Source organism: Paraburkholderia sp. (assembly GCF_047605525.1).
Taxonomy (GTDB): Bacteria; Pseudomonadota; Gammaproteobacteria; order Burkholderiales; family Burkholderiaceae; genus Paraburkholderia.
The window spans coordinates 33,367-55,740 of record NZ_JASGFN010000001.1 but is presented as its reverse complement, the minus strand read 5'-3'; the positions used below and the strand labels follow the sequence as shown (position 1 = coordinate 55,740).

At 65.5% G+C, this 22,374-nt stretch carries 22 protein-coding genes; 17 read left to right on the top strand and 5 right to left on the bottom strand.

Annotated features, from left to right (window positions below; genetic code table 11):
- Positions 1–327 precede the first annotated feature (327 nt).
- Positions 328–924 carry a DNA-3-methyladenine glycosylase I gene (locus QM685_RS00285; protein WP_415111855.1) on the bottom strand — a complete coding sequence of 199 codons (597 nt, stop codon included), beginning with the start codon at positions 922–924 and terminating at the stop codon, positions 328–330.
- Between the two features lie 140 nt (positions 925–1,064).
- Here QM685_RS00285 and QM685_RS00280 point away from each other — a divergent pair, with 140 nt between their 5' ends.
- Positions 1,065–1,949: a BadF/BadG/BcrA/BcrD ATPase family protein gene (locus QM685_RS00280; protein ID WP_415111854.1), complete on the top strand. Its 885-nt coding sequence runs from the start codon at positions 1,065–1,067 to the stop codon at positions 1,947–1,949.
- Positions 1,950–2,129: 180 nt separating this feature from the next.
- Positions 2,130–2,951 (top strand): Cof-type HAD-IIB family hydrolase, encoded by an 822-nt coding sequence (locus QM685_RS00275; protein ID WP_415111853.1) that lies wholly within the window; start codon positions 2,130–2,132, stop codon positions 2,949–2,951.
- A gap of 187 nt (positions 2,952–3,138) precedes the next feature.
- On the opposite strand, the gene QM685_RS00270 is transcribed toward QM685_RS00275, so the two are convergent.
- The 3 genes from QM685_RS00270 to aqpZ form a co-directional block, all read right to left on the bottom strand.
- Positions 3,139–3,444, bottom strand: a complete 306-nt coding sequence (locus QM685_RS00270; RefSeq protein ID WP_415111852.1) for a hypothetical protein — start codon at positions 3,442–3,444, stop codon at positions 3,139–3,141.
- Between the two features lie 307 nt (positions 3,445–3,751).
- Positions 3,752–4,474: a histidine phosphatase family protein gene (locus QM685_RS00265; RefSeq protein WP_415111851.1), complete on the bottom strand. Its 723-nt coding sequence runs from the start codon at positions 4,472–4,474 to the stop codon at positions 3,752–3,754.
- Between the two features lie 148 nt (positions 4,475–4,622).
- Positions 4,623–5,363 (bottom strand): aquaporin Z, encoded by a 741-nt coding sequence (aqpZ, locus tag QM685_RS00260; RefSeq protein ID WP_415111850.1) that lies wholly within the window; start codon positions 5,361–5,363, stop codon positions 4,623–4,625.
- Between the two features lie 286 nt (positions 5,364–5,649).
- Between aqpZ and QM685_RS00255 the strand changes: the two genes are divergently transcribed.
- Complete coding sequence (locus QM685_RS00255) at positions 5,650–5,952, top strand: H-NS family nucleoid-associated regulatory protein (RefSeq protein WP_013090908.1); 303 nt, start codon at positions 5,650–5,652, stop codon at positions 5,950–5,952.
- A 240-nt stretch (positions 5,953–6,192) separates the two neighbouring features.
- Here QM685_RS00255 and QM685_RS00250 read toward each other — a convergent pair whose 3' ends face one another.
- Positions 6,193–7,257 (bottom strand): glycosyltransferase family 4 protein, encoded by a 1,065-nt coding sequence (locus QM685_RS00250; protein WP_415111849.1) that lies wholly within the window; start codon positions 7,255–7,257, stop codon positions 6,193–6,195.
- Positions 7,258–8,002: 745 nt separating this feature from the next.
- On the opposite strand from QM685_RS00250, the gene flhD reads away from it, so the two are divergent.
- The 14 genes from flhD to QM685_RS00180 all read left to right on the top strand — a co-directional run bounded on the left by flhD (position 8,003) and on the right by QM685_RS00180 (position 22,320).
- The gene (gene flhD, locus QM685_RS00245; RefSeq protein ID WP_415111848.1) at positions 8,003–8,323 is read left to right on the top strand and encodes a flagellar transcriptional regulator FlhD; all 321 of its coding nucleotides are present in this window, start codon (positions 8,003–8,005) and stop codon (positions 8,321–8,323) included.
- A gap of 210 nt (positions 8,324–8,533) precedes the next feature.
- Positions 8,534–9,394 carry a flagellar motor stator protein MotA gene (gene motA / locus QM685_RS00240; protein WP_415111847.1) on the top strand — a complete coding sequence of 287 codons (861 nt, stop codon included), beginning with the start codon at positions 8,534–8,536 and terminating at the stop codon, positions 9,392–9,394.
- 18 nt (positions 9,395–9,412) lie between these two features.
- A complete protein-coding gene (gene motB, locus QM685_RS00235; protein WP_415111846.1) occupies positions 9,413–10,420 on the top strand; it encodes a flagellar motor protein MotB in 1,008 nt (335 codons plus the stop codon).
- Between the two features lie 82 nt (positions 10,421–10,502).
- Complete coding sequence (locus QM685_RS00230) at positions 10,503–10,880, top strand: response regulator (RefSeq protein WP_415111845.1); 378 nt, start codon at positions 10,503–10,505, stop codon at positions 10,878–10,880.
- 97 nt (positions 10,881–10,977) lie between these two features.
- Entirely contained in the window at positions 10,978–13,410 is a 2,433-nt protein-coding gene (gene cheA, locus QM685_RS00225) for a chemotaxis protein CheA (protein ID WP_415111844.1), read from the top strand.
- Between the two features lie 54 nt (positions 13,411–13,464).
- On the top strand, positions 13,465–14,001 hold the full coding sequence (locus tag QM685_RS00220) for a chemotaxis protein CheW (protein ID WP_415111843.1): 537 nt from the start codon (positions 13,465–13,467) through the stop codon (positions 13,999–14,001).
- A 46-nt stretch (positions 14,002–14,047) separates the two neighbouring features.
- On the top strand, positions 14,048–15,916 hold the full coding sequence (locus QM685_RS00215) for a methyl-accepting chemotaxis protein (protein ID WP_415111842.1): 1,869 nt from the start codon (positions 14,048–14,050) through the stop codon (positions 15,914–15,916).
- A 208-nt stretch (positions 15,917–16,124) separates the two neighbouring features.
- A complete protein-coding gene (locus QM685_RS00210; RefSeq protein ID WP_415111841.1) occupies positions 16,125–17,105 on the top strand; it encodes a CheR family methyltransferase in 981 nt (326 codons plus the stop codon).
- Positions 17,102–17,818 (top strand): chemoreceptor glutamine deamidase CheD, encoded by a 717-nt coding sequence (gene cheD, locus QM685_RS00205; RefSeq protein WP_415111840.1) that lies wholly within the window; start codon positions 17,102–17,104, stop codon positions 17,816–17,818. The genes QM685_RS00210 and cheD overlap by 4 nt, the downstream gene beginning before the upstream one ends.
- A 5-nt stretch (positions 17,819–17,823) precedes the next feature.
- Entirely contained in the window at positions 17,824–18,912 is a 1,089-nt protein-coding gene (locus QM685_RS00200) for a protein-glutamate methylesterase/protein-glutamine glutaminase (protein ID WP_415112292.1), read from the top strand.
- A gap of 64 nt (positions 18,913–18,976) precedes the next feature.
- Complete coding sequence (cheY, locus tag QM685_RS00195; protein ID WP_415111839.1) at positions 18,977–19,372, top strand: chemotaxis response regulator CheY; 396 nt, start codon at positions 18,977–18,979, stop codon at positions 19,370–19,372.
- 1 nt (position 19,373) lies between these two features.
- Positions 19,374–20,084, top strand: a complete 711-nt coding sequence (gene cheZ / locus QM685_RS00190) for a protein phosphatase CheZ (protein WP_415111838.1) — start codon at positions 19,374–19,376, stop codon at positions 20,082–20,084.
- 332 nt (positions 20,085–20,416) lie between these two features.
- On the top strand, positions 20,417–20,974 hold the full coding sequence (locus QM685_RS00185) for a DUF2844 domain-containing protein (protein ID WP_415111837.1): 558 nt from the start codon (positions 20,417–20,419) through the stop codon (positions 20,972–20,974).
- Positions 20,975–20,988: 14 nt separating this feature from the next.
- Positions 20,989–22,320 carry a DUF3443 domain-containing protein gene (locus QM685_RS00180; protein WP_415111836.1) on the top strand — a complete coding sequence of 444 codons (1,332 nt, stop codon included), beginning with the start codon at positions 20,989–20,991 and terminating at the stop codon, positions 22,318–22,320.
- Positions 22,321–22,374 lie beyond the last annotated feature (54 nt).

Here is a 22,374-nt window from a genome sequence, read left to right as displayed (position 1 = left end):
AGCGGCGGTTATTCGTTGTCGAGCGCGCATGGCGCGAGCGGACGAAGGCTGGTATCCAGCGCGCTGTCATCGCCGCGGTGCCCCTTGTGCTGCTCATAACCGTATAACGACCGACGTCCACCGGAAGCACAACAGGGCTTCACCGGATACGAGTGTCGGATTGGCGCGTCGGCGCGACAGCAGGCGTCCGAGGCCTGCTGGGTGGCGTCGCACGGCAAACGCCAGAGGGTTTGCTCAGGCCCCTCGGGAATTTCCCCAGGCTGCACGCGTTTGTTAGACCCACGGCACTAAGCCTCGGGCGCCCAGCGCAAAAACAACTCCGCCGCTTCAACCCGCCTTGCGACGGCGCGACTTCTTGCCCAGCGACGCGCATCGCGCGCGGCACATGCAGGTCGTTTCGTGGTCGTTCACCATGCCGACCGCCTGCATGAACGCATAGCAGATCGTCGAGCCGACGAATTTGCAGCCATAGCGTTTCAGGGCCTTGCTCAGCGCGTCCGATACCTCCGTCGACGCCGGCGCGTGCTTGTACGAGGCCCACTCGTTCTGGATCGGCGTATCGTCGACGAACGACCACACGAAGTTCGCGAGCGAGCCATGCTCGGTCTGAATCTGTTGCACGGCACGCGCGTTCTGAATGGCTGCCTCGATCTTGCCGCGATGACGCACGATGCTCTCGTCCGCGACCAGCGCATCAACGTGCTTCGGTGTGAAGCGGGCCACCTTGTCGATCTCGAAACCGGCGAACGCGCGGCGGTAGCCGGCCCGTTTGTTGAGTATCGTCGACCATGACAGACCGGCCTGCGCGCCTTCGAGCACGAGCATTTCGAACAGATGCTGGTCGTCGCGCGAGGGCACGCCCCATTCGGTGTCGTGGTACTGTGCGAGCGCTTCGCTCGATACCCAGTTGCATCGTTGTGTCACTGTCGCGCTCCCGCGTGGCCATGTCGTCCGCCAGCATAGCTGAAGCTGCGTACGCCGCAAGCCGGCCGTTCGGCTAATTGCCGGATCGCAATCGACCTGCCACGCTACGCGTTAATTCACCCACGGACTCATTCGATTCGATGACTCACGACTTCTTTCTGATCGGCGTCGACGGCGGCGGCACCGGCACGCGCGTTGTACTCGGCGACGCGCAGGGCCGCGAACTGGTGCAGGCGGCCAGCGGACCTTCGGGCCTCGGGCTCGGCGTCGCTCGCGCGTGGCAGTCCATTCAGGCGGCCTGCGGCGAGGCGTTCGAACGCGTCGGCGTGACGCTGGACTGGTCGCGCTGCGTGCTCGGATGCGGGCTCGCGGGCGTCAACAATCGCGACTGGCTCGCGGAGTTTTACGCGCTGGCGCCGAAGCTGGCCGGGCTTGCCGTCGAAACCGACGCCTATACGACCTTGCTCGGCGCGCACGGCGGCGCGCCCGGTGTGGTCGTCGCGCTCGGCACCGGCAGCGTGGCAGCGTCGCTCGCGAGCGACGGCGGGTTTCGCATGGCGAGCGGCTATGGTTTCCCGTCGGGTGACGAAGCGAGCGGCGCGTGGCTCGGGCTCAGGCTGATCGTGCATGCGCAGCAGGCGCTGGACGGCCGCGTGCCCCACGACGATCTCGTCGAGGCGCTGCTCGCGCACACGGGCGCGCAGGATCGCGACAGTCTCGTCGTGTGGTTGTGCGCGGCCGATCAGACCGCTTATGCGCGGCTCGCGCCGATTGCGCTCGAACACCGCGCGCATCCGTTCGCGGCGCGGCTGCTCGGTGTGGCCGGCGTGGAGGTGGGCAAGATGATCGCCGCGCTGGATGACACCGGTACGTTGCCGGTCGCGCTGTGCGGTGGGCTCGGCGCGCCGTTGCGCGAATACGTGCCGCAAATTTATCAGGCGCGTTTGCGCGAGCCGTTGGCGGATTCGGCGCGTGGTGGACTGCAACTCGCGCGGCGAGAGGCCGAGCGGCTTGCCGGCCGATGAAGGTGCAGGCGCAGCGCAAGGAACACAGGCTCGGGATTGGGTGCCTGGGGCCGGGAGTTCGGGGACTTGGCTCCGGGAACTGAAGGCGCAGGCTCGAGCCCTAAACCGGCACCCCAACCGCCACCGGTAAAATACGCATTTTGACGCTGCCTCGACGGCTAACCGCCGTCGGCTCTCACCATGTACAAAGTCATTGCCACGGATCTCGACGGCACGCTGCTCAACGCCGATCACCAGGTGGACCCGTTCACGGTCGCCACGGTGCGCAAGCTGGAAAGCGACGGGCTGCAATTCGTGATCGCCACGGGACGGCATTACTGCGACGTCGCCGGAATTCGCGATCTGCTCGGCATCGAGCCATATCTGATTACGTCGAACGGCGCGCGCATTCACGCGCCGGACAACACCGTCATTCACGCCGACGATCTGCCGCCGGCCGTCGTCCAGCGCCTCGTGCAACCGGAAATTGCCGGCGCGCATGGCCGCGTGATCGTGAATCTGTTCGCCGACGCGGCATGGCTGATCGACCGCGATGCACCCGATCTGCTGAAGTTCCACCAGGACTCGGGCTTCACCTATGAAGTGACCGACCTGCCGAACCACGATGGTGCCGACATCGCGAAGGCGCTTTATATCGGCGACCCCGCCGATCTCGCGCAGGTGGCCGCCAATCTCGAACGCGAATTCGGCGAGCGCCTGTACGTCACCTATTCGCTGCCGGACTGCCTGGAAGTGATGACGTCGAACGTGTCGAAGGGGCGCGCGTTGCAGATCGTGCTCGAGCGCCTCGGCGTGGACGCTTCGCATTGCGTCGCGTTCGGCGACAACATGAACGACATCGACCTGCTCGAGACCGCCGGCCATCCGTTCATGATGAACAACGCCAATCCCGATCTGATCACCCGTCTGCCGCATGTGCCGCGCATCGGCAACAACTTCGAGGCGGGTGTCGCGCATCATCTGCGCAAGCTCTTTTCGCTCGACGACGAACTGACGTCCTGAGCCGGAATGAAACCGGCCCGCATCCGCTTTGCACGGATGCGGGCCGTGGACTTGCCCGGCAGGCGCGGGGGCTTCAACCGCTAACCGCCGATCGCCGATCAATCACCAGCCATCAACCGTCATCGACGGCGCTTAGGCCGAACGGCCATCGGGCAACCCCCGCTAACCGACGCTCGTCAGTCACTCATCAGTCACGCCATCCACGATGCCCGCCTCGATCGTCATGTCCCCAACGGCGGTCGGTGTGACCCCAGCCCCAGCCGCGGTCATAGCGGTGATAGTCACGGGCGTAGTAACCGTGGTCATAGCGATGATTCCAGCCGCCGTAGCCGTAGTACACCGGCTCCGGCGCCGCGTAGACGCGCGCCGGTGCGACATAAGCCGGGGCGCCGAGCGACAGGCCGACGCTCAGATCCGTGTGTGCCTGCGCGACACCGCATGCGCCCGCCGCGAGTCCGGCGGCAACCAGCAAGTGAGTGACGATGCGTTTCATGTTGCTCTCCTGTGACGCGACGTAGGTTTGTCGCACAGGACCAATGTACGCACTCGGGGCGACGCGGACTGCGACCAGATGTTACGGACTGCAAGCATCGTCGAAGCAATTGAAGGGTGGCGGAAATGTCGCGCGTTCGCGGCAAGTCACTGCCGTGCTGCGCTGAAAGTCTCTCCATGTCAGGCCTCGCGGCGCACGGCGCGTGGCTGGCTAACGGTTCTACGCGGGTTCCACGCAGGCTCTGCGCGCGCGTTGTCCGATTTACGCGGTGACGCGCGTAATCGTGGCTTACATCTGTATTACCCGATTAATCCGCCGAAGCTGCCGAAGCCGCCGATACCGATGCCGACACCCCAGGCAATGCCGCGCAAGGGCAATCGGTCGCGCGTCCGTCGAGCCCTTCGCGGTCATGTTTGAAGCTCGCGCGGGGCATGCCGTTCTGCCAGTCGAGCCGAACAATATAGATGCTGTCGAAGTCGTCGCTGCGCCACTTCGGCACGTCGGCGGCATTGCCGCCGTGCGCGCCCAGCATCTGTCGCGACAGTTTCTCGATCAGTTTGTGTTCCCATGCAATGACGATCAGCTTGCCGCGGTTGGCCGGATCGACGAGCGCGTTGCCGAGCTGGTCGATCTGCGCATAACCATACGGCGTTTGCACAGGCATCTGGAATTGAATCGCGGTCGGCTCGATCGTCGCGAGCGGACGCACGTAATAGTAGGGACGGCCGCTGTCGTCTTTCTGCTGGGCAGGGTCGGGCGCATAGATCGCATCGGGTTTGCCGAACTTCGCGGCGATCACGGCCGGCAACGCCAGTGCGCGGTTGAGCCCCTGGCAGTCGAGCTGCCCATAGCCTTGAGCAGGCTTCTCGCCATGCCGTACGAAGACGAGTGTTTCGATATTGCCGCCGGCCGGGGACGTGGCCGCGGTGGCGGTCGTGGCCGCATGCGCGGCGGGCAGTCCGGATGCACCCGCGCACAAGCCGCCGAGCGCGAATGCGACGCCATGCAGGAATCCGCGGAAACGGTTCATCGATAGCACCTGTGCGAGGCCGGGAGGTCGCCCGATTCTAGCAGCGGTCCGCGCGAACAGATGGCCGCCACGCCGCTCACGGCACCCGGGTCGCGCCAGAAAAACGGGCGCCGTGGCGCCCGTTCCCGCGGATTGCGCAACCGGCCTGTCAGTCGAGCGCCAGCTTGCGCATCGTGTCGCCGTGGTTCTCGGCGACCAGCGGATACACGACGCCCGCGATTACCGCGCCGATGATCGGCGCGACCCAGAACAGCCACAGTTGATCGATCGCCGCGCCGCCGACGAAGAGCGCCGGGCCGGTGGAGCGCGCCGGATTGACCGACGTGTTCGTGACCGGAATCGAAATCAGGTGAATCAGCGTCAGGCACAGGCCGATCGCGATCGGCGCGAAGCCGGCAGGCGCGCGGCGGTCGGTCGCGCCGAGGATCACGAACAGGAAGAAGCCCGTCATCACCACTTCACAAACGAAGGCCGCGGCGAGCGAGTAGTGGCCCGGCGAGTGCTCGCCGTAGCCGTTCGTCGCGAATCCGCTCGCGACGAGATCGAAGCCCGGCTTGCCCGATGCGATCAGCGACAGCACGAACGCGCCGAGCACGGCGCCGACCACCTGCGCGACGATATACGGGAGCAGATCGCGCGCCGGGAAGCGGCCGGCGACGGTCAGGCCGACGCTCACGGCCGGATTCAGGTGGCAGCCGGAGATATGGCCGATCGCAAACGCCATGGTCAGCACGGTCAGGCCGAAGGCGAGCGACACGCCCACGAAGCCGATACCCAGACCGTGAAGCGGCCCGGCGAAATTCGCCGCGAGAACCGCGCTGCCGCAACCCCCGAGTACGAGCCAGAAGGTGCCGAACACTTCGGCAACAAGGCGTTTTGACAATTGCATGATTGGTAATCCCTTAAAGATGCTTCAGGAGCACGCATCGCAAGCCGCGTATGCATGCCTTGAGCGCGCAATTCTAGACAGGGGTATCCCAATCAGGTGTCAAAGATTGTCAATGTTAGCGGCGCGGCTTTAGGGATTATTTCGGGATAAAAGAAGGCTCCACAATTCATCGCGGTTTAATAATTATCAGAGGAAATCTTCCTAAACCGGTATTACTGGCCATTGCGAATTTTTATAATTGCAGTTAGTCTGCGGTCGAATGAGTTCTAGAAAAGGGGAGAACCGAATGTCTCAATATGCAGATCTCAAGGCGCAGATTGCCAAATTGCAGGCACAAGCAGAAGAAGCGCGCCGCACTGAAATTGACAATGTCGTCGCCGACATCCGCCAAAAGATCGCCGAATACGGTCTGACCGCCCAGGACCTCGGTTTCGCGGTTGCCGCCAAGCGCGGCCGGCCGCCGAAGAAGACGCCGCTGCCGGCAAAATATCAGGACCCGAAATCGGGCAATACATGGAGCGGTCGCGGCAAGCCGCCGAAATGGATTGTCGGCAAGAATCGCGAACGCTTTCTGATTGGCTCGGCCTGAGTCCAATGCGATGTCAGGCAAGGTGGATGAAAGCGGTCTGAAGGTTTTTTTAGTGTTTGGCTTATTGGCCGGACGCTAATCCGCGTGGAAGCGCAACCACCCCGCTATTAAAAAAGCCGCCCGTGCGGGGCGGCTTTTTCTCGACCGGGCAAGTGCGATAACTGTGATTCCCGCTTGCGCAAACGATTCCGTTATCGGACTCGTCCGCTATGGGCCGGGCCGGCCGTTTTTCAAACGCGCTTAGCCGACCGCCACCTGACGCAATACCGGGCGCCGCGTCGTTTCAATCAGTGCCGAATAGCCGTCGATATAGTTCTGCGCCATCGTTTTCGAGCTGAAACGGCGCTCGAACTGCGCGCGGATTTCCGGGCGCGACAGTTCATCGAGACGTTGCAGCGCGGCCACCGCGCCTTGCACGTCCTCGACGATATAGCCGGTCACGACGTGGTCGATCACTTCCGGCACCGAGCCGCGGTTGAACGCGATGACCGGCGTGCCGCACGCCATCGACTCGATCATCACGAGGCCGAACGGCTCCGACCAGTCGATCGGGAACAGCAGCGCCTTGGCGCCCGACAGGAACTCGGGCTTCTGCGCCTCGTTGATCTCGCCGACGAATTCCACATGCGCCATCGACAGCAGCGGTTCGATCTCGCGCTTGAAGTATTCCATGTCGACCTTGTCCACCTTGGCGGCGATCTTCAGCGGCAGACCGCTTTGCGCGGCGATCCTGATAGCTGTATCGACGCGTTTTTCCGGGCAGATGCGGCCGAGGAACGCCAGATACTCGGGCTTCCTGTGCGGCTGCGGCGTGAGCAGTTGCTCCGGCAGCCCGTGATAGATCGTGTTGAGCCAGTTGGCTTGCGGCAGCGGGATGCGCTGCGAATCCGAAATCGACACGACCGGCACGTGCGAAAACGTGTCGAACACCGGCTGCAATTCCGGCAGATCGAGGCGGCCGTGCAGCGTGGTCACGAACGGCGTGTCCATCGTCGTGAAGAGCGGAAACGGCATGTAGTCGAGGTGAAAGTGCAGCACGTCGAACTCGTGCGCGACCTTGCGCACCTTTTCCATCATCAGGATGTGCGGCGCCAGTGCATCGCGAATCGTCGGATCGAGACGCAGCGCGCGCGGCCAGCACGCTTCCAGATTCGCGGACGTGACCGAATCGCCGCTCGCGAAGAGCGTGACGTCGTGGCCGAGGTCGACCAGCGCTTCTGTCAGATACGACACGACACGCTCGGTGCCGCCATAGAGTTTCGGGGGGACAGCTTCATACAGCGGCGCGATTTGTGCGATTCGCATGCGGTTTCTCCTGTTCACTGAGGCTTCGCAGGGCGACGCGCGAATAGCGCGAAAGCGAATGCCTGACGGACGGTTGGGCGCGGTTAGCCGCCGCCCGGGGGTGCTCCGAATCGGTATCGGGTAATCCCTTAGCGTTCATTATCGGGATTGACGACGCCAATTCGAGTTATTTTTCAAACGCTTAATGTTGTTACAGCGCGAAACACGAGCCGTTACAGCTCATATAACAGGGCGATCCCGAGAGTCGGGAAGCGTTAATCCGCATGCGTGAGTCAACGCTCGGCAAGCCCGACGTGCTTCAGCAAGCGACGCGCCCGGCTTCGAAAGAATGAAAAACCCGCCTGAAAGCTGCCTGAAGCCAGCCGCATTGCGCAGGCGTGAAAAGGTCTTATAATTGTTTTTCAACGTTTCAGGGTGCGGCAAAAAATTCCTGGAAACTCACCATCCGGTACATGCCGCGGCCGCCGAAACTCATCAAGGCGCATCGCCAGTCCCGCGGTGCGCGTCGCTTCATCCCATTGAATGCATCCCCCGGCAGCGCCACATGTAGGAAAAATTCCTACAGAAATGACGGATTTATCCGTCAGAAAGGCGGGGTGTCTCTCCGATTTTCGGCAGTCCCCCCTTTAGACACAATGTTTGCAAGACCAGAGACGGCCGATTCGTGCGGTTTGATTGCGCACGTTCGAGCAAACGTTTCCGCAAAAAACGGCCTGACCAGCCGGACATATGTACGGGGGAAATCATGAGCACGAATAGCGATATGCTCAATGAGATCAGGGAAGTCAACCTGTCCTATCTGCTGCTCGCACAGCGCCTGCTGCGCGAAGACAAGCCGATGGGCATGTTTCGCATGGGAATTTCGGATCAGCTCGCCGACGTGCTCGCCAATCTGTCGTTGGCGCAGACCGTCAAGCTCGCGGCGTCCAACCAGATGCTGTGCCGCTTCCGTTTCGACGATCACGCGGTGCTGTCCGCCCTCGCCGACAAGGGCAAGCAAAGCGCTGCCGCACAGGCACATTCGGCGATCCTGATGGCGGGCCAGCCGGTCGAGCAACTCGGCTGACGCCGCCCGGAACGCCACCACTCCAGGCCGCGCACGCGGCCACCGTCCCCCCTCGCCATCGCCGGGCGCCGGGCGCCGCGCGCGCAGGAGCGCCGAATGCCTCTGGTTTCACACCGGAGCGCCACGCGGTTTTCCCCTCAAAGTTTTCCGCGCCGTTGCCGTAAACCAGATTAACGACGGTTAACGTCGCTTCTTTGTGAGGGCTCGGCAGTGCTGATATTCGTGGGAACACTCGTGACGCTGTTGTCCGTTTTCGGCGGTTATGCGCTCGAAGGCGGTCATCTCGGCGCGCTGATGCAACCCGTTGAAGTGCTGATGATCGCCGGCGCCGGTCTCGGCGCGTTCATTCTGGGCAATGGAATGAAGACGATCAGGGCGACCCTGCGCGTCATCCCAACCCTGTTCAAGGGCGCGAAATACAACAAGGACGTCTATATGGAGCTGATGGGGCTCCTCTACGTCCTGCTGGCGAAAGCGCGCAAGGAAGGCACGCTGACGCTCGAGGCCGACATCGACGATCCGTCGAAGAGTCCGATCTTCACGCAGTACCCGAAGATTCTCGCCGACCACCACATCGTCGAGTTCCTGACCGACTACCTGCGTCTGATGGTCGGCGGCAACATGAACGCGTTCGAGATCGAAAGCCTGATGGACGAGGAGATCGAGACGCACCACCAGGAAGGCGAGGCCCCCGCGCACGCGCTGACCAAGGTCGGCGACGCGATGCCCGCGTTCGGTATCGTCGCCGCGGTGATGGGCGTGGTGCACACGATGGCCTCCGCCGACAAGCCACCCGCGGTGCTCGGCGAGATGATCGCGCAGGCGCTGGTCGGCACCTTTCTCGGCATTCTGCTTTCGTACGGGCTGATCGGGCCGCTCGCGAGCGTCGCCGAGCAGCGCGTGACCGAGTCGACCAAGATGTTCCAGTGCATCAAGGTGACGATTCTCGCGAGCCTGAACGGCTATGCGCCGGCGATTGCGGTCGAATTCGGCCGCAAGGTGCTGTTCTCCACCGAGCGTCCGTCGTTCGCCGAGCTCGAAGAGCACGTGCGCCGCGTCAAGGCGAAATAAGGCGGCGGGAATCGAACGATGAGCAAGGACAAAGATCGCGCCATTGTCGTCAAGCGCGCGTCACCGAAGAAATCAGGCCATCACGGCGGCGCGTGGAAGCTCGCGTACGCGGACTTCATGACCGCGATGATGGCGTTCTTCCTGTTGATGTGGCTGCTCAGCTCGGCATCCTCGGTGCAGTTGAGAGGCATCGCCGACTACTTCAACCAGCCGCTGAAGATCACGCTGTGGGGCGGCGATCGAAGCGCCGAAGATTCGAGCATCCTGAAGGGCGGCGGCCGCGACATCTCGACCGACGCGCAGGGCGTGACCCGCGCGACCGACGGCAGCAACAGCCGCGCGGAGCGCACGGCCTCGCACAACAACGAAGACTCGATGAAGCAGTTGCAGGGCGAGCTCGAGCGCCAGGAGCAGGTGCGTCTGCACGACCTGCAGGTGAAGCTGATGGCCGCGATCGAGGCGAACCCGGTGCTGCGCCAGTTCAAGCAGCAGATCCGCATCGACTCGACGCTGACCGGCCTGCGCATCGAGATCGTCGACTCGCAGAAGCGGCCGATGTTCGCGACCGCGAACGACGAGGTGGAGCCGTACATGCGCGACATCCTGCGCGAGATCGGCCACACGCTGAACGACGTGCCGAACCGCATCATCGTGCAGGGCCACACCGACGCGGTGCCGTACGCGGGCGGCGACAAGGGCTACAGCAACTGGGAGCTGTCCGCCGATCGCGCGAACGCGTCGCGCCGCGAGCTGATCGCGGGCGGCATGGACGAAGCGAAGGTGATGCGCGTGCTCGGGCTCGCGTCGACGCAGAACCTGAACAAGGCGGATCCGCTCGACCCGGAGAACCGCCGCATCAGCATCATCGTGCTGAACAGGAAGTCCGAGGAAGCGCTCAATCACGACGACTCGACGACGACCACCCTGTCGGACGACGCAGCCGGCTCGAAGCCGCTGCTGCAAAAACTTGCGCAGCCGGTGACGGCTGCACCGAAGCCACCGGCGGCAGCGCCGGCGGCCCAGTAACAGACCGTGGCGGCCGGGCCGCGGCGCGCCCTGGTGGCGCGGCCCGCCCGGTGGTCCGGACGTCAAGCGCGGCGAGGTTTTCATGATCAGGCACATCCTGGCAATCGACGATTCGGCATCGATGCGGCAGATCCTCGCCGCGACGCTGATGGGCGCGGGCTATGAGGTCACGCTCGCGGCGGACGGCAACGAAGGGCTCGAAAACGCGCTCGCGATGTCGTTCGATCTCGTGCTGACTGACCAGTACATGCCGGGCAAGACCGGCCTCGATCTGATTACCGCGCTGCGCGGCAATCCGGCGTACCAGAGCACGCCGATCCTCGTGCTGACGACGGAATCGGGCGAGCCGTTCAAGGCGGCGGCGCGCGCGGCGGGGGCGACCGGCTGGATCGAAAAGCCGCTCGACCCGGACATGCTGACCGAACTGGTGGCGGCGCTGGCCGGGCCGGACCCCGCGTAAGCGCCACCTTCGGACCCGGCACGGACACAGTACGGATAGCTCTCGACGCGGCTGCACGGCAGCACGCCAGGACAGGAACTCTCGCGGTGAACCAGGTATGACACTCGACATTACACAGTTCTATCAGACGTTCTTCGACGAAGCCGATGAACTGCTCGCGCAGATGGAGCAACTGCTGCTCGATCTCGACGTGGCCCATCCGGACCCCGAAGACCTCGCGGCGATTTTCCGCGCCGCGCATTCGATCAAGGGCGGTGCCGCGACCTTCGGCTTCACCGCGCTCACGGAGACGACGCACATTCTCGAGTCGCTGCTCGATCGCGCGCGCAACAACGAACTCGTGCTGCGCAAGGACATGATCGACACGTTCCTCGAAACCAAGGACGTGCTGTCCGGCCAGCTCGCCGACTATCGCGCGAGCGCCGAGCCCGACGCGGCGGTGGCGGGCGCGATCTGCGCGAAGCTCGAACGGCTGCATGCGGAAAGCCGCATGGGCGGCGCGCCGGCGGTGGCGGAAACAGCGCCGGCCGAGCGCTTGCCGGTTCCGCCGGAAACACCGGCGATGGCGGCGGCATCGGCAAGCGCGGCGCCAGGACAGGAACCAGGCGGCATCCCGCCCGAGCACGTCGTCGAACAGGCGGTGCAGGTGGCGGGCGAAGGGACGGGCGGCGAGCCGGCACAGACCGGGCAGGCCGCGGGGACAGCCGATGGCAAGGCCGACGGTCCTCATCTGAAAATTACGCTACGGGGCGTGGGAGAGAAAGACCAGGAACTGCTCGCCGAAGAGCTGGGCAACCTGGGCAACATCGTCGGGCAGGTCAGGAGCGGCAGCGATCTGATGCTGTGGCTTTCGACCGACGTACCCTCCGACGACATCATCGCCGTGTGCTGTTTCGTGATCGACGAAAGTCAGATCTCGATCGGCCGCGGCACCGCGCCGGCGGACGACGCGCAGCAGGGCGAACCTGGAACGCCCAACGCCGCCGCCCGAACGCCGGCGCACGCAACACACGCTGTGTCCGCCGCCGCGGTGGCGCACGCGCATTCGGCCACCGACGCGGAGCATGCGGCATCGTCGGCCCCGGCGGCCCACATCGCCGCACCCGCCAGCCCGGCCAACACGTCCGGCACGGGCAGCGCCGCGCAGGGTTTCGCGGACCCGGCGGCGTCTGCCCCGCCACCCGGCGCGGCGCAACCGGCGGCAGCCAGCCCGGTTGCCGCCGCGCCTGCTGCTCCCGCCGAGCACGACCGCAAGGCGGCCCGTCCGGCCGCCGCGGCGGCGGGCGGCGAAGGCAGCTCGATTCGCGTCGGCGTCGAGAAGGTCGATCAGTTGATCAACCTGGTCGGCGAACTGGTGATCACGCAGGCGATGCTTGCCGAAACCACCAGCACGTTCGATCCGGCGCTGCACGACCGGCTCTTCAACGGCATGGCGCAACTCGAGCGCAACGCGCGCGATCTGCAGGAAGCGGTGATGTCGATCCGCATGATGCCGATGGATTACGTGTTCAGCCGCTTCCCGCGTCTGGTGCGCGATCTGGCGGCGAAGCTCGGCAAGGAGGTCGAACTCGTCACCTTCGGTCAGGCGACCGAACTCGACAAGAGCCTCATCGAACGGATCATCGATCCGTTGACGCACCTCGTGCGCAACAGTCTCGACCACGGCATCGAAACGGTCGAGGCGCGGCGCGCGGCGGGCAAGGATGCGACCGGTCAGCTGGTGCTGTCGGCGGCGCACCACGGCGGCAACATCGTCATCGAGGTGAGCGACGACGGCGCGGGCCTGCGCCGCGACAAGATTCTCGCGAAGGCGGCGAAGCAGGGCATGCAGGTCAGCGAAACGATGAGCGACGAGGAAGTCTGGAACCTGATCTTCCTGCCGGGCTTCTCGACGGCCGAGCAGGTGACGGACGTGTCGGGCCGCGGCGTCGGCATGGATGTCGTGAAGCGCAACATCCAGGCGATGGGCGGTCACGTCGAGATCACCTCGCACGCGGGCAAGGGCAGCACCACGCGCATCGTGTTGCCGCTCACGCTCGCGATTCTCGACGGCATGTCGGTGAAGGTCGGCAACGAGATCTTCATCCTGCCGCTGAACTTCGTGATGGAGTCGCTGCAGCCGCGAGCCGAAGACATCTATACGGTCGCCAACGGCGAGCGCGTGGTGCGCGTGCGCGGCGAATACCTGCCGCTCGTCGCGCTGCACGAGGTGTTCAACGTGCGCGACGCGAAGCAGGAGCCGACTCAGGGCATCGTCACGATCATGCAGACCGAGGGAAGGCGCTTCGCGATGCTGATCGACGAACTGGTCGGCCAGCAGCAGGTGGTCGTGAAGAATCTGGAAACGAATTACCGCAAGGTGCACGGCATTTCCGCGGCGACCATTCTCGGCGACGGCAGCGTCGCGCTGATCGTGGACGTGGCGGCGCTGAACCGCGAGTCGCGTCAGGCGCACGGACACGCTCATGCGCATGGGCATGAACGCGGACGTGAGCGCGAACCGGCGCAACGCGAGATGAGCCTCGCCTGACGCGGGGCGCAACACACATTCAACTCAATTCATCCCAACCGTTTGGGGGCTAACGTGGCAGAAGTCCAATCCATCAATTCGAGCGTCGCGAGCGCGAGCGGTACGAATGGCCGCCGCGACGCGCAGCAGGCGGAGGCCGGCGGTCAGGAATTCCTCGTCTTCACGCTCGGCGCGGAAGAATACGGCATCGACATCCTGAAGGTGCAGGAAATCCGCGGCTACGACAACGTGACGCGCATCGCCAACGCGCCCGAGTTCATCAAGGGCGTGATCAACCTGCGCGGCATCATCGTGCCGATCGTCGACATGCGCATCAAGTTTCATCTGGGCCGCGTCGAGTACGACCACCAGACCGTCGTGATCATCCTGAACGTCGCGCATCGCGTGGTCGGCATGGTGGTGGACGGCGTGTCCGACGTACTGACGCTCGCCGTCGATCAGATCATGCCGGCGCCGGAGTTCGGCGCGACGCTGACGACCGAGTACCTGACGGGCCTCGGCACCGTCGACGGCCGCATGTTGATCCTGATGGACATCGAGAAGCTGATGACGAGCCGGGAGATGTCGCTCACCGAGACGCTCGGCGTCTGAGCGCGGCAATGACGGACAACACCGAACAGGCAAAGGGAGCACCAGAATGCTGAGCAGGTGGTCGATCCGCACCTCGTTGACGATGGTGGGGATTCTTCTCGTTACGCTGACCGTGGTGGTCGGCGCGCTCGGGCTCACCGCGCTGAATCGCGCGAGCGGCTCGCTCGATCGCATCGCGCGCGGCGAACTCGTGTCGATTCACGCGCTCGACGATGCATCGTCTTATATGCTGCGCTCGCGTCTCGCGATCGATCGCTTCAACACGCTGACGGCCGCCGGCAACGCCGACGAGGCGAAGAAGGCACTCGAGCGCGCGCAGGAACTGCTCACGAAGGGCAACCAGAGCTGGCAGGCGTATCTCGACGCGCCGAAGCATGGCGTCGATCAGGCGTTGCTCGACGACGTGCTCGCCAAACATACGGCGGTGATGCACGACGGCGTCGACGCGGAATTCGCGGCGCTCAACGCGAACAATCTCGACGCGTACCACGCGGTCGCCGACACGAAGATCAGCCCGATGTTCATCGCGTTCGACACGGCGGCGGCCGCGGTCATCAACGCGCTGCAGCGTAGTGTGCTCGATCAGGAGGCGAGCGCGCAGTCCAACGCGTCGCTGATGATGACGTCGATCATCACCATCATCGTGCTGGCGTTGCTGCTCGTGATCGGCATCCGCATCGCGCTGCGCGGGCTCATCGTGCAGCCGCTGAGCGACGCGACTGCGTGCTTCGAGCGCATCGCCGCGGGCGATCTGTCCGAAACGGTCGAGGTGTACAGCAACAACGAAATCGGGCGCCTGTTCGCCGGCATCAAGCAGATGCAGGAAAGCCTCGCGACGATGGTGCGGGCGGTGCGCGGCAGCACCGAATCGATCGACACCGGCGCGCGCGAAATCGCGATGGGCAATACCGATCTGTCGCAGCGCACCGAGCAGCAGGCCGCGTCGCTGCAGGAAACCGCGTCGAGCATGGATCAACTGACCAGCACCGTGAAGCAGAACGCCGAGAACGCGCGCCAGGCGAGCCAGTTGGCGGTCAACGCGTCGGATATCGCGACGCACGGCGGCGACGTGGTGAGCCAGGTCGTCACGACGATGCAGGAGATCGCGACGAGTTCGAACAAGGTCGTCGACATCATCGGCGTGATCGAGGGCATCGCGTTCCAGACCAACATCCTCGCGCTGAACGCGGCGGTCGAGGCGGCGCGCGCCGGCGAGCAGGGCCGCGGCTTCGCGGTGGTCGCGGGCGAGGTGCGCAGCCTCGCGCAGCGCAGCGCGAGCGCGGCGAAAGAGATCAAGGAGCTGATCGGCGACTCGGCCGACAAGGTGCACAGCGGCTCGGAACTGGTCGGCCGCGCGGGCACGACGATGGACGAGATCGTGCAGGCGGTGCGCCGCGTGACCGACATCATGGGCGAGATCAGCGCCGCGTCGGAAGAGCAGTCGGGCGGCATCGAGCAGGTCAATCGCGCGGTCGTGCAGATGGACTCGGTCACGCAGCAGAACGCGGCGCTGGTCGAACAGGCGGCGGCCGCGGCGGCTTCGCTCGAAGACCAGACGCGCCAGTTGCAGGCCGTGCTGAGCGGCTGGAAGGTGGCCGGCGGCGCGCCGCGTAACGGCGCGCCGGCAGTGCGCGCGCAGACGTCCGCGCCGGCGGGCGGCGCCGCGGGTTCGCGGTTCGTCAAACCCGCGCCGTCAACAGCGGGCGCTGCGAACGCAGCGAGCGCGAGCAACGCGGCGGTGACGGCGACGGCAGGCACGGCTCAATCCGTGCACGGCGCAGCCGCACGCGTCGAACCGGCATTGAAGCCGAAGCCGGCCGCGACGCCCGCACGCGCCGCGGCCGACGCCGGCGCGCGCCCGGCTGTGGCGAGCGCGGCAGCGGCAGGCTCCGACGCGGACTGGGAAACTTTCTAGGCAACGAACGGTGTAACGACATGCGGTCACCCGGCATCGAGCCCGCTTACGGGCGAAGCATCGGAACACGCGGCAAGCGCGTGCCGCCGGCCGTCCGTATGCCGATGAAATGCGCGGGCAGGCGCGATCCCGCGACGACGATTCCTTCCCCCCAGACAGACCGGCTGGGCGGCAAGCGTGCTGGCACATATCGCAGACAGGAATTCTCATGATGGCAACGCGCGCACAGCCACGCTCCGCCCGGGCAATGCCCGAGCGGAGCGAACCGGCCAGATCCGCCGAGACGGGACGCGATTTCGAATTCACGTCGGCGGATTTCGCCCGCATTCGCGATCTGATTCATCGCGCGGCGGGCATCTCGCTGTCGGATCACAAGCGCGACATGGCATACAGCCGCCTCGCGCGCCGCTTGCGCGCGCGCGGTCTCGACACGTTCCGCCAGTATCTCGATCTGCTGGAAACGGAAAACGATCCGGCCGAGTGGGAGGCGTTCACGAATGCGCTGACCACGAACCTCACCGCGTTTTTCCGCGAAGCCCATCACTTCCCGATCCTCGCCGACTTCGTGCAGCGCCGCGCGCAGCCGGTGTCCGTGTGGTGCTCGGCCGCGTCGACCGGCGAGGAGCCGTATTCGATCGCGATGACGCTGATCGAGGCGCTCGGCGAAAGCGGCGCGCGTCAGGCGTCGGTGCTCGCAACCGACATCGACACCCAGGTGCTCGCGAAGGCCCAGGCCGGCGTCTATCCGTTCGACCAGGTGAGGCAACTGTCGCCCGAGCGGCTCAGGCGCTTCTTCCTGAAGGGCACCGGCGCGCATGCGGGGATGGTCAAGGTGCGGCCCGAAGTGCGCGCGCTCGTGCGCTTCGAGCAGTTGAACCTGACCGACCGCGATTACCAGTTGCGCTCGCAGTTCGACGCGATCTTCTGCCGCAACGTGATGATCTACTTCGACAAGCCGACCCAGGGGCAGGTGCTCACGCGCTTCGAGCCGCTGATGAAGCCGGGCGGCCTGCTGTTCGCCGGCCACTCGGAGAACTTCACGTACGTGACGCAGGCATTCCGGCTGCGCGGCCAGACCGTCTATGAACTGACGCGCGACGCCGGCGGCGCGCGCGCGAGTTCGCGCGGCGCGGCGCAAGCGACCGGCGGCGCCGCCACGCATGACACGGCGAGCGGGGTGACGGCATGAGCAGCGCGTTGCCGATCGCTTCCAATCTCTATTACGACAACCACTTCCAGCGCCCCGCCGTGAAGCTGTTGCCCAACGAGTTTTACACGACGAGCGAGGACATGGTGCTCGTGACCGTGCTCGGCTCGTGCGTTGCGGCCTGCATCCAGGACCGCGCCGCCGGCATCGGCGGCATGAACCACTTCATGCTGCCCGACGACGACGGCGCGGACGTCGCCCAGGCCGCGTCGGACTCGATGCGCTACGGCGCGTACGCGATGGAAGTGCTGATCAACGAGCTCATCAAGGCGGGCGGGCGGCGCGAGCGCTTCGAGGCCAAGGTGTTCGGCGGCGGCGCGGTGCTCGCGGGCATGACGACGATGAACATCGGCGATCGCAACTCGGCGTTCGTGCGCCGCTATCTGGCCACCGAGAAAATCCGCATCGTCGCCGAGGACCTGCAGGGCTCGCATCCGCGCAAGGTCGCGTTCATGCCGCGCACCGGCCAGGTGATGGTGAAGAAATTGCGCTTGCAGCAGGAAGCGGGCGTGGCCGAGCGCGAACAGGCGCTCGTGCGGCAAAGCGCCGAAGCGCGCGCCGAGCGGCTCGCGGCGGCGCGCAAGCGGGTCGAGCTGTTCGCTTCGCCGGGCGGCGCGCGGCCGCGCATCGAACTGTTCGGCGCGAGCCCGCGCGCCCTTTATTCCAACAACGCCAGAACCACAGAGGAGGCGTGAGCGCTGTGCAAAAGATCAAGGTACTGTGCGTCGACGATTCGGCGCTGATCCGCAGCCTGATGACGGAGATCATCAACGGCCAGCCGGACATGACGGTCGTCGCGACGGCGCCCGACCCGCTCGTCGCGCGCGAGCTCATCAAGCAGCACAACCCGGACGTGCTGACGCTCGACGTCGAAATGCCGCGCATGGACGGCCTCGACTTTCTCGAGAAGCTGATGCGCCTGCGGCCGATGCCGGTCGTGATGGTGTCGTCGCTGACCGAGCGCGGCAACGAAATCACGCTGCGCGCGCTCGAACTCGGCGCGGTCGATTTCGTGACCAAGCCGAAGGTCGGCATTCGCGACGGCATGCTCGACTACGCGGAAAAGCTCGCCGACAAGATTCGCGCGGCGGCCCGCGCGCGGGTGCGCCAGGCGGCGCCCGCTCAGCATGCGGCCGCGCACGCCGCGCATGCGCCGGTCGGTTCCGCGCCGCTTTTCAATAACCCGCTGCTGAGTACCGAGAAGCTGATCATCGTCGGCGCGTCGACGGGCGGCACCGAGGCGATCCGCGAAGTGCTGCTGCCGTTGCCGCCCGATGCGCCCGCGGTGCTGATCGCGCAGCACATGCCGCCGGGCTTCACGAAATCTTTCGCGCAACGCCTCAATGGTTTGTGCCGGATTACCGTTAAAGAAGCGGAGCACGGCGAACGCGTGCTGCCCGGTCATGCGTACATCGCGCCCGGCCACGCGCATCTGCTGCTCGCGAGGAGCGGCGCGAACTATATTGCGCACCTGTCCGACGACCCGCCGGTGAACCGGCATCGTCCGTCGGTCGACGTGCTGTTTCGCTCGGCCGCGCAGCATGCGGGCAAGAACGCGGTCGGCGTGATTCTGACCGGCATGGGGCGCGACGGCGCGGCCGGCTTGCTGGAGATGAAAAAGGCCGGCGCCTACACGCTGGCGCAGGACGAAGCGAGCTGCATCGTATTCGGCATGCCGCGCGAGGCGATCGCGCTCGGCGCCGCCGACGAGATCGCCTCGCTGCCGGAAATGAGCCGGCGCGTGATGGCGCATTTGTCGGTGATGGGCGAGCGCGTTCAGCGAGTGTGATGCGGGCGAATAAATTGATTGAGGCGTTCGCGCGCCGCAACATGGATCAAGCAAAGGGAAACACATGGATAAGGGAATGAAGATTCTGGTCGTTGACGACTTTCCGACGATGCGCCGGATCGTCCGCAACCTGCTGAAGGAACTGGGCTACTCGAACGTCGACGAGGCGGAAGACGGCGCGGCCGGTCTCGCGCGTTTGCGCGGCGGCAGCTACGACTTCGTGATCTCGGACTGGAACATGCCGAATCTCGACGGTCTCGCGATGCTCAAGGAAATCCGCGCCGACGCGAGCCTCACGCATCTGCCGGTGCTGATGGTGACGGCCGAGTCGAAGAAGGAGAACATCATCGCGGCGGCGCAGGCCGGCGCGAGCGGTTACGTCGTCAAGCCGTTCACCGCCGCGACGCTCGACGAGAAGCTCAACAAGATCCTCGAGAAGATGGCGAAAGCCGGGAGCTGACGTGACGCCGCCGACCCAAACGCCGGACGCCGACGCGGCCAGCGAGAGCATCGACTTCGCGTCGGATCGCATTCTCGCCCGCATCGGACAACTGACGCGCACGCTGCGCGATTCGATGCGCGAGCTCGGGCTCGACAAGCACGTCGAGCGCGCGGCGGAAGCCGTGCCCGATGCGCGCGATCGTCTGAAGTACATCGCCAACATGACCGAGCAGGCCGCCGAGCGCGTGCTGTCGGCGATCGACGTCGCGAAGCCCGTGCAGGAGCAGTTGCAGAAGGACGCGGCCGAGCTCGACGCGCGCTGGGAGCAGTGGTATGCGGCGCCGATCGAGCGCGAGGAAGTGCGCGCGTTGATGAACGACACGCGTGCGTTCCTGCGCGGCGTGCCCGACGCGACCGGCGCGACCAATGCGCAACTGATGGAGATCATGCTCGCGCAGGACTTCCAGGATCTGACCGGCCAGGTGATCAAGAAGATCACCGACGTCGTTTATCTGATCGAGCAGCAGTTGCTCGGCGTGCTGGTCGAGAATATCGCGCTCGAACGGCGCGAGCAGTTCGCGGCGAACGCGGCGGCGCTGGCGGCCGAGGTGTCGCCGACCGGCAGCCCCGAGCATCTGCTCAACGGTCCGCAGATCAATCCGGAAGGCAACGCCGATGTGATGCAGGATCAATCGCAGGTCGACGACCTGCTCGCGAGCCTCGGCTTCTGACGCGGCCCGGCTTCGATGCCGGGCCAATTTTTCTCATTGACTGTTCCCGTGGCGGTTCTTTTTACCGCCCGCCGATACGCACATTCCGGACAGTTTCCCGGCTGTAATGGACGGTAAGTCATGTGCGCGAGCGCGCCTTCTGTCGGCCGACACGATCCACAGGCATACTACGGGGTCAAAGCGGTACGGCGCCGGCCATCGCAGCGCCGGGCGATCGCATGGTGAGGGAGACTTCCCAGGGTTGCGCCCGCGGCGGTGCCGTATCATCTGCCTACTTGCAGCCGGTTCGCGCGACAGGGCGGATCGCGTTGCGGCTCGGGAGGAGCATCGTCATGTGGAGTTGTGTACGTCGCGCCGGGAAAATCGCGGCGCTGGTCTTGCCATGTTCGCTGTGGGCTTTGACAGCCGCGCAGTCCGCCCATGCGGCGCTGGGCAGCGCGCCGATGACGCCGCCCGCCGACGCCTCGGTTTCTTCCCGCGTGGTTCAGCCCGCGGGCGGCGCAACGCAGAGTGTGATGCGCTCCGCATCGAGCGCGGCTTCGGCGGCGGCCTCCACCTCTTCCACAGTTTCCTCCTACACGGTGCGCGAGACCACGCTCGGCAACGGCACCGTGGTCCGCGAATATCTCGGCGCCGACGGCGCCGTCTTCGGCATTGCGTGGCATGGTCCGCAGATGCCCGATCTGAGCGATCTGCTCGGTAGTTATTTCCCGCAATATGTCGCCGGCGTGAAGGCCGTGCGCGCGGCGCGCGGCAACGCGCGCGGTCCGGTCAGCGTCGAACAGAGCGGGCTCGTCGTGCGCTCGGGCGGCCATATGGGCGCGTTCAGCGGCGTGGCCTGGCTGCCGTCCGCGCTGCCGGCCGGCGTCAGCGGTTCCGACATCCAGTAACGGCGAGGACGACGATGCGAACCATGCACACGACCGCGAAAATCAAAGGCTGGATGCAGGCCGTGTCCGCCGTGCTGCTCACGGCGACGCTCGTCGCCTGCGGCGGCGGAGGCGGCAGCGACAACTCCAGTTCCAGCTCCAGCAACAACAGCAACCCGCCGAGCCTGCTGAACGGCGGCTCGCTGCCCGCCAGCCCGACCCAGCAGCCGATCGCCGCGACCGCCACCAACACGGTGCCGGTCACGGTCGGGCAGGGCGCGAGCGGCGTCATCAATATCCCGACCGTCAGCGTGACGATCTGCGCGCCCGGCTCGACCACCAACTGCCAGACGATCAACAACGTCCAGCTCGACACCGGCTCGTTCGGACTGCGCGTGGTCGGCTCGGCGCTCAATTCGTCGCTGCTCGGCGCGCTGCCGGTCAGCACGCTGTCCGGCAGCAGCGCGCAGCTCGCCGAGTGCGCGACCTTCGCCGACGGCTACACCTGGGGCTCGGTGCGCACCGCGACGATCGCGATCGGCGGCGAATCGACGGCGAGCGCGATCCCGATCCAGATCATCGGCGACAAGGACGCGAGCACGGTGCCCGCGCAGGGTTGCAGCAACAGTGGCGGCTCGGCGGAAAACACGGTAAGCGATCTCGGCGCGAACGGCATTCTCGGCGTCGGCACCGCGCCCACCGACTGCGGCGCAACGTGTGTGAATGCCAGCACCGCGGCGACCTACAGCAACTACTATGCGTGCCCGGGCGGCACTTCGTGCGCGCGCACCGCGGTGTCGCTCGCGCAGCAGGTGGCCAACCCGGTCGCGAACTTCCCGGACGGCAGCAACAACGGCGTGATCGTGCAGATGCCGCCGCTGCCGGACGCCGGCGCGCCATCGGCGAGCGGCACGCTCGTGTTCGGCATCGGCACGCAGTCGAACAACGCGCTCGCCGCGTCGCAGGTCTTCACGACCGATGCATACGGCGACATGAACAACAGCACGTTCAACGGCGCGACGGTGCAGGCGTTCCTCGATTCGGGCTCGAACGGCTACTTCTTCGCCGACAGCACGCTCGCGCTGTGCGGCAGCAGCTTCGCGGGCTTCTACTGCCCGTCGTCGGCGCAAACCCGCTCGGTTACGCTGGTCGGGCTGAACAAGACCACGGCAGCCGTGAGCATCGGCATCGCCAACGCGCAGACGCTGTTCGGCAACGGCGGCAACTACGCGTTCAACGACCTCGCCGGCCAGATCGGCGGCAACAGCAGCTTCGACCTCGGTCTGCCGTTCTTCTACGGCCGCCACGTGTACTACGGCTTCGACCGGACCGCGACCGGCGGCTCCGCCCCCTACGTCGGCTTCTAGCCCCGGCGTGTCAATCCCGATGTCGGAGTGCCCGCGCGAGTAACGCGCGGGCAC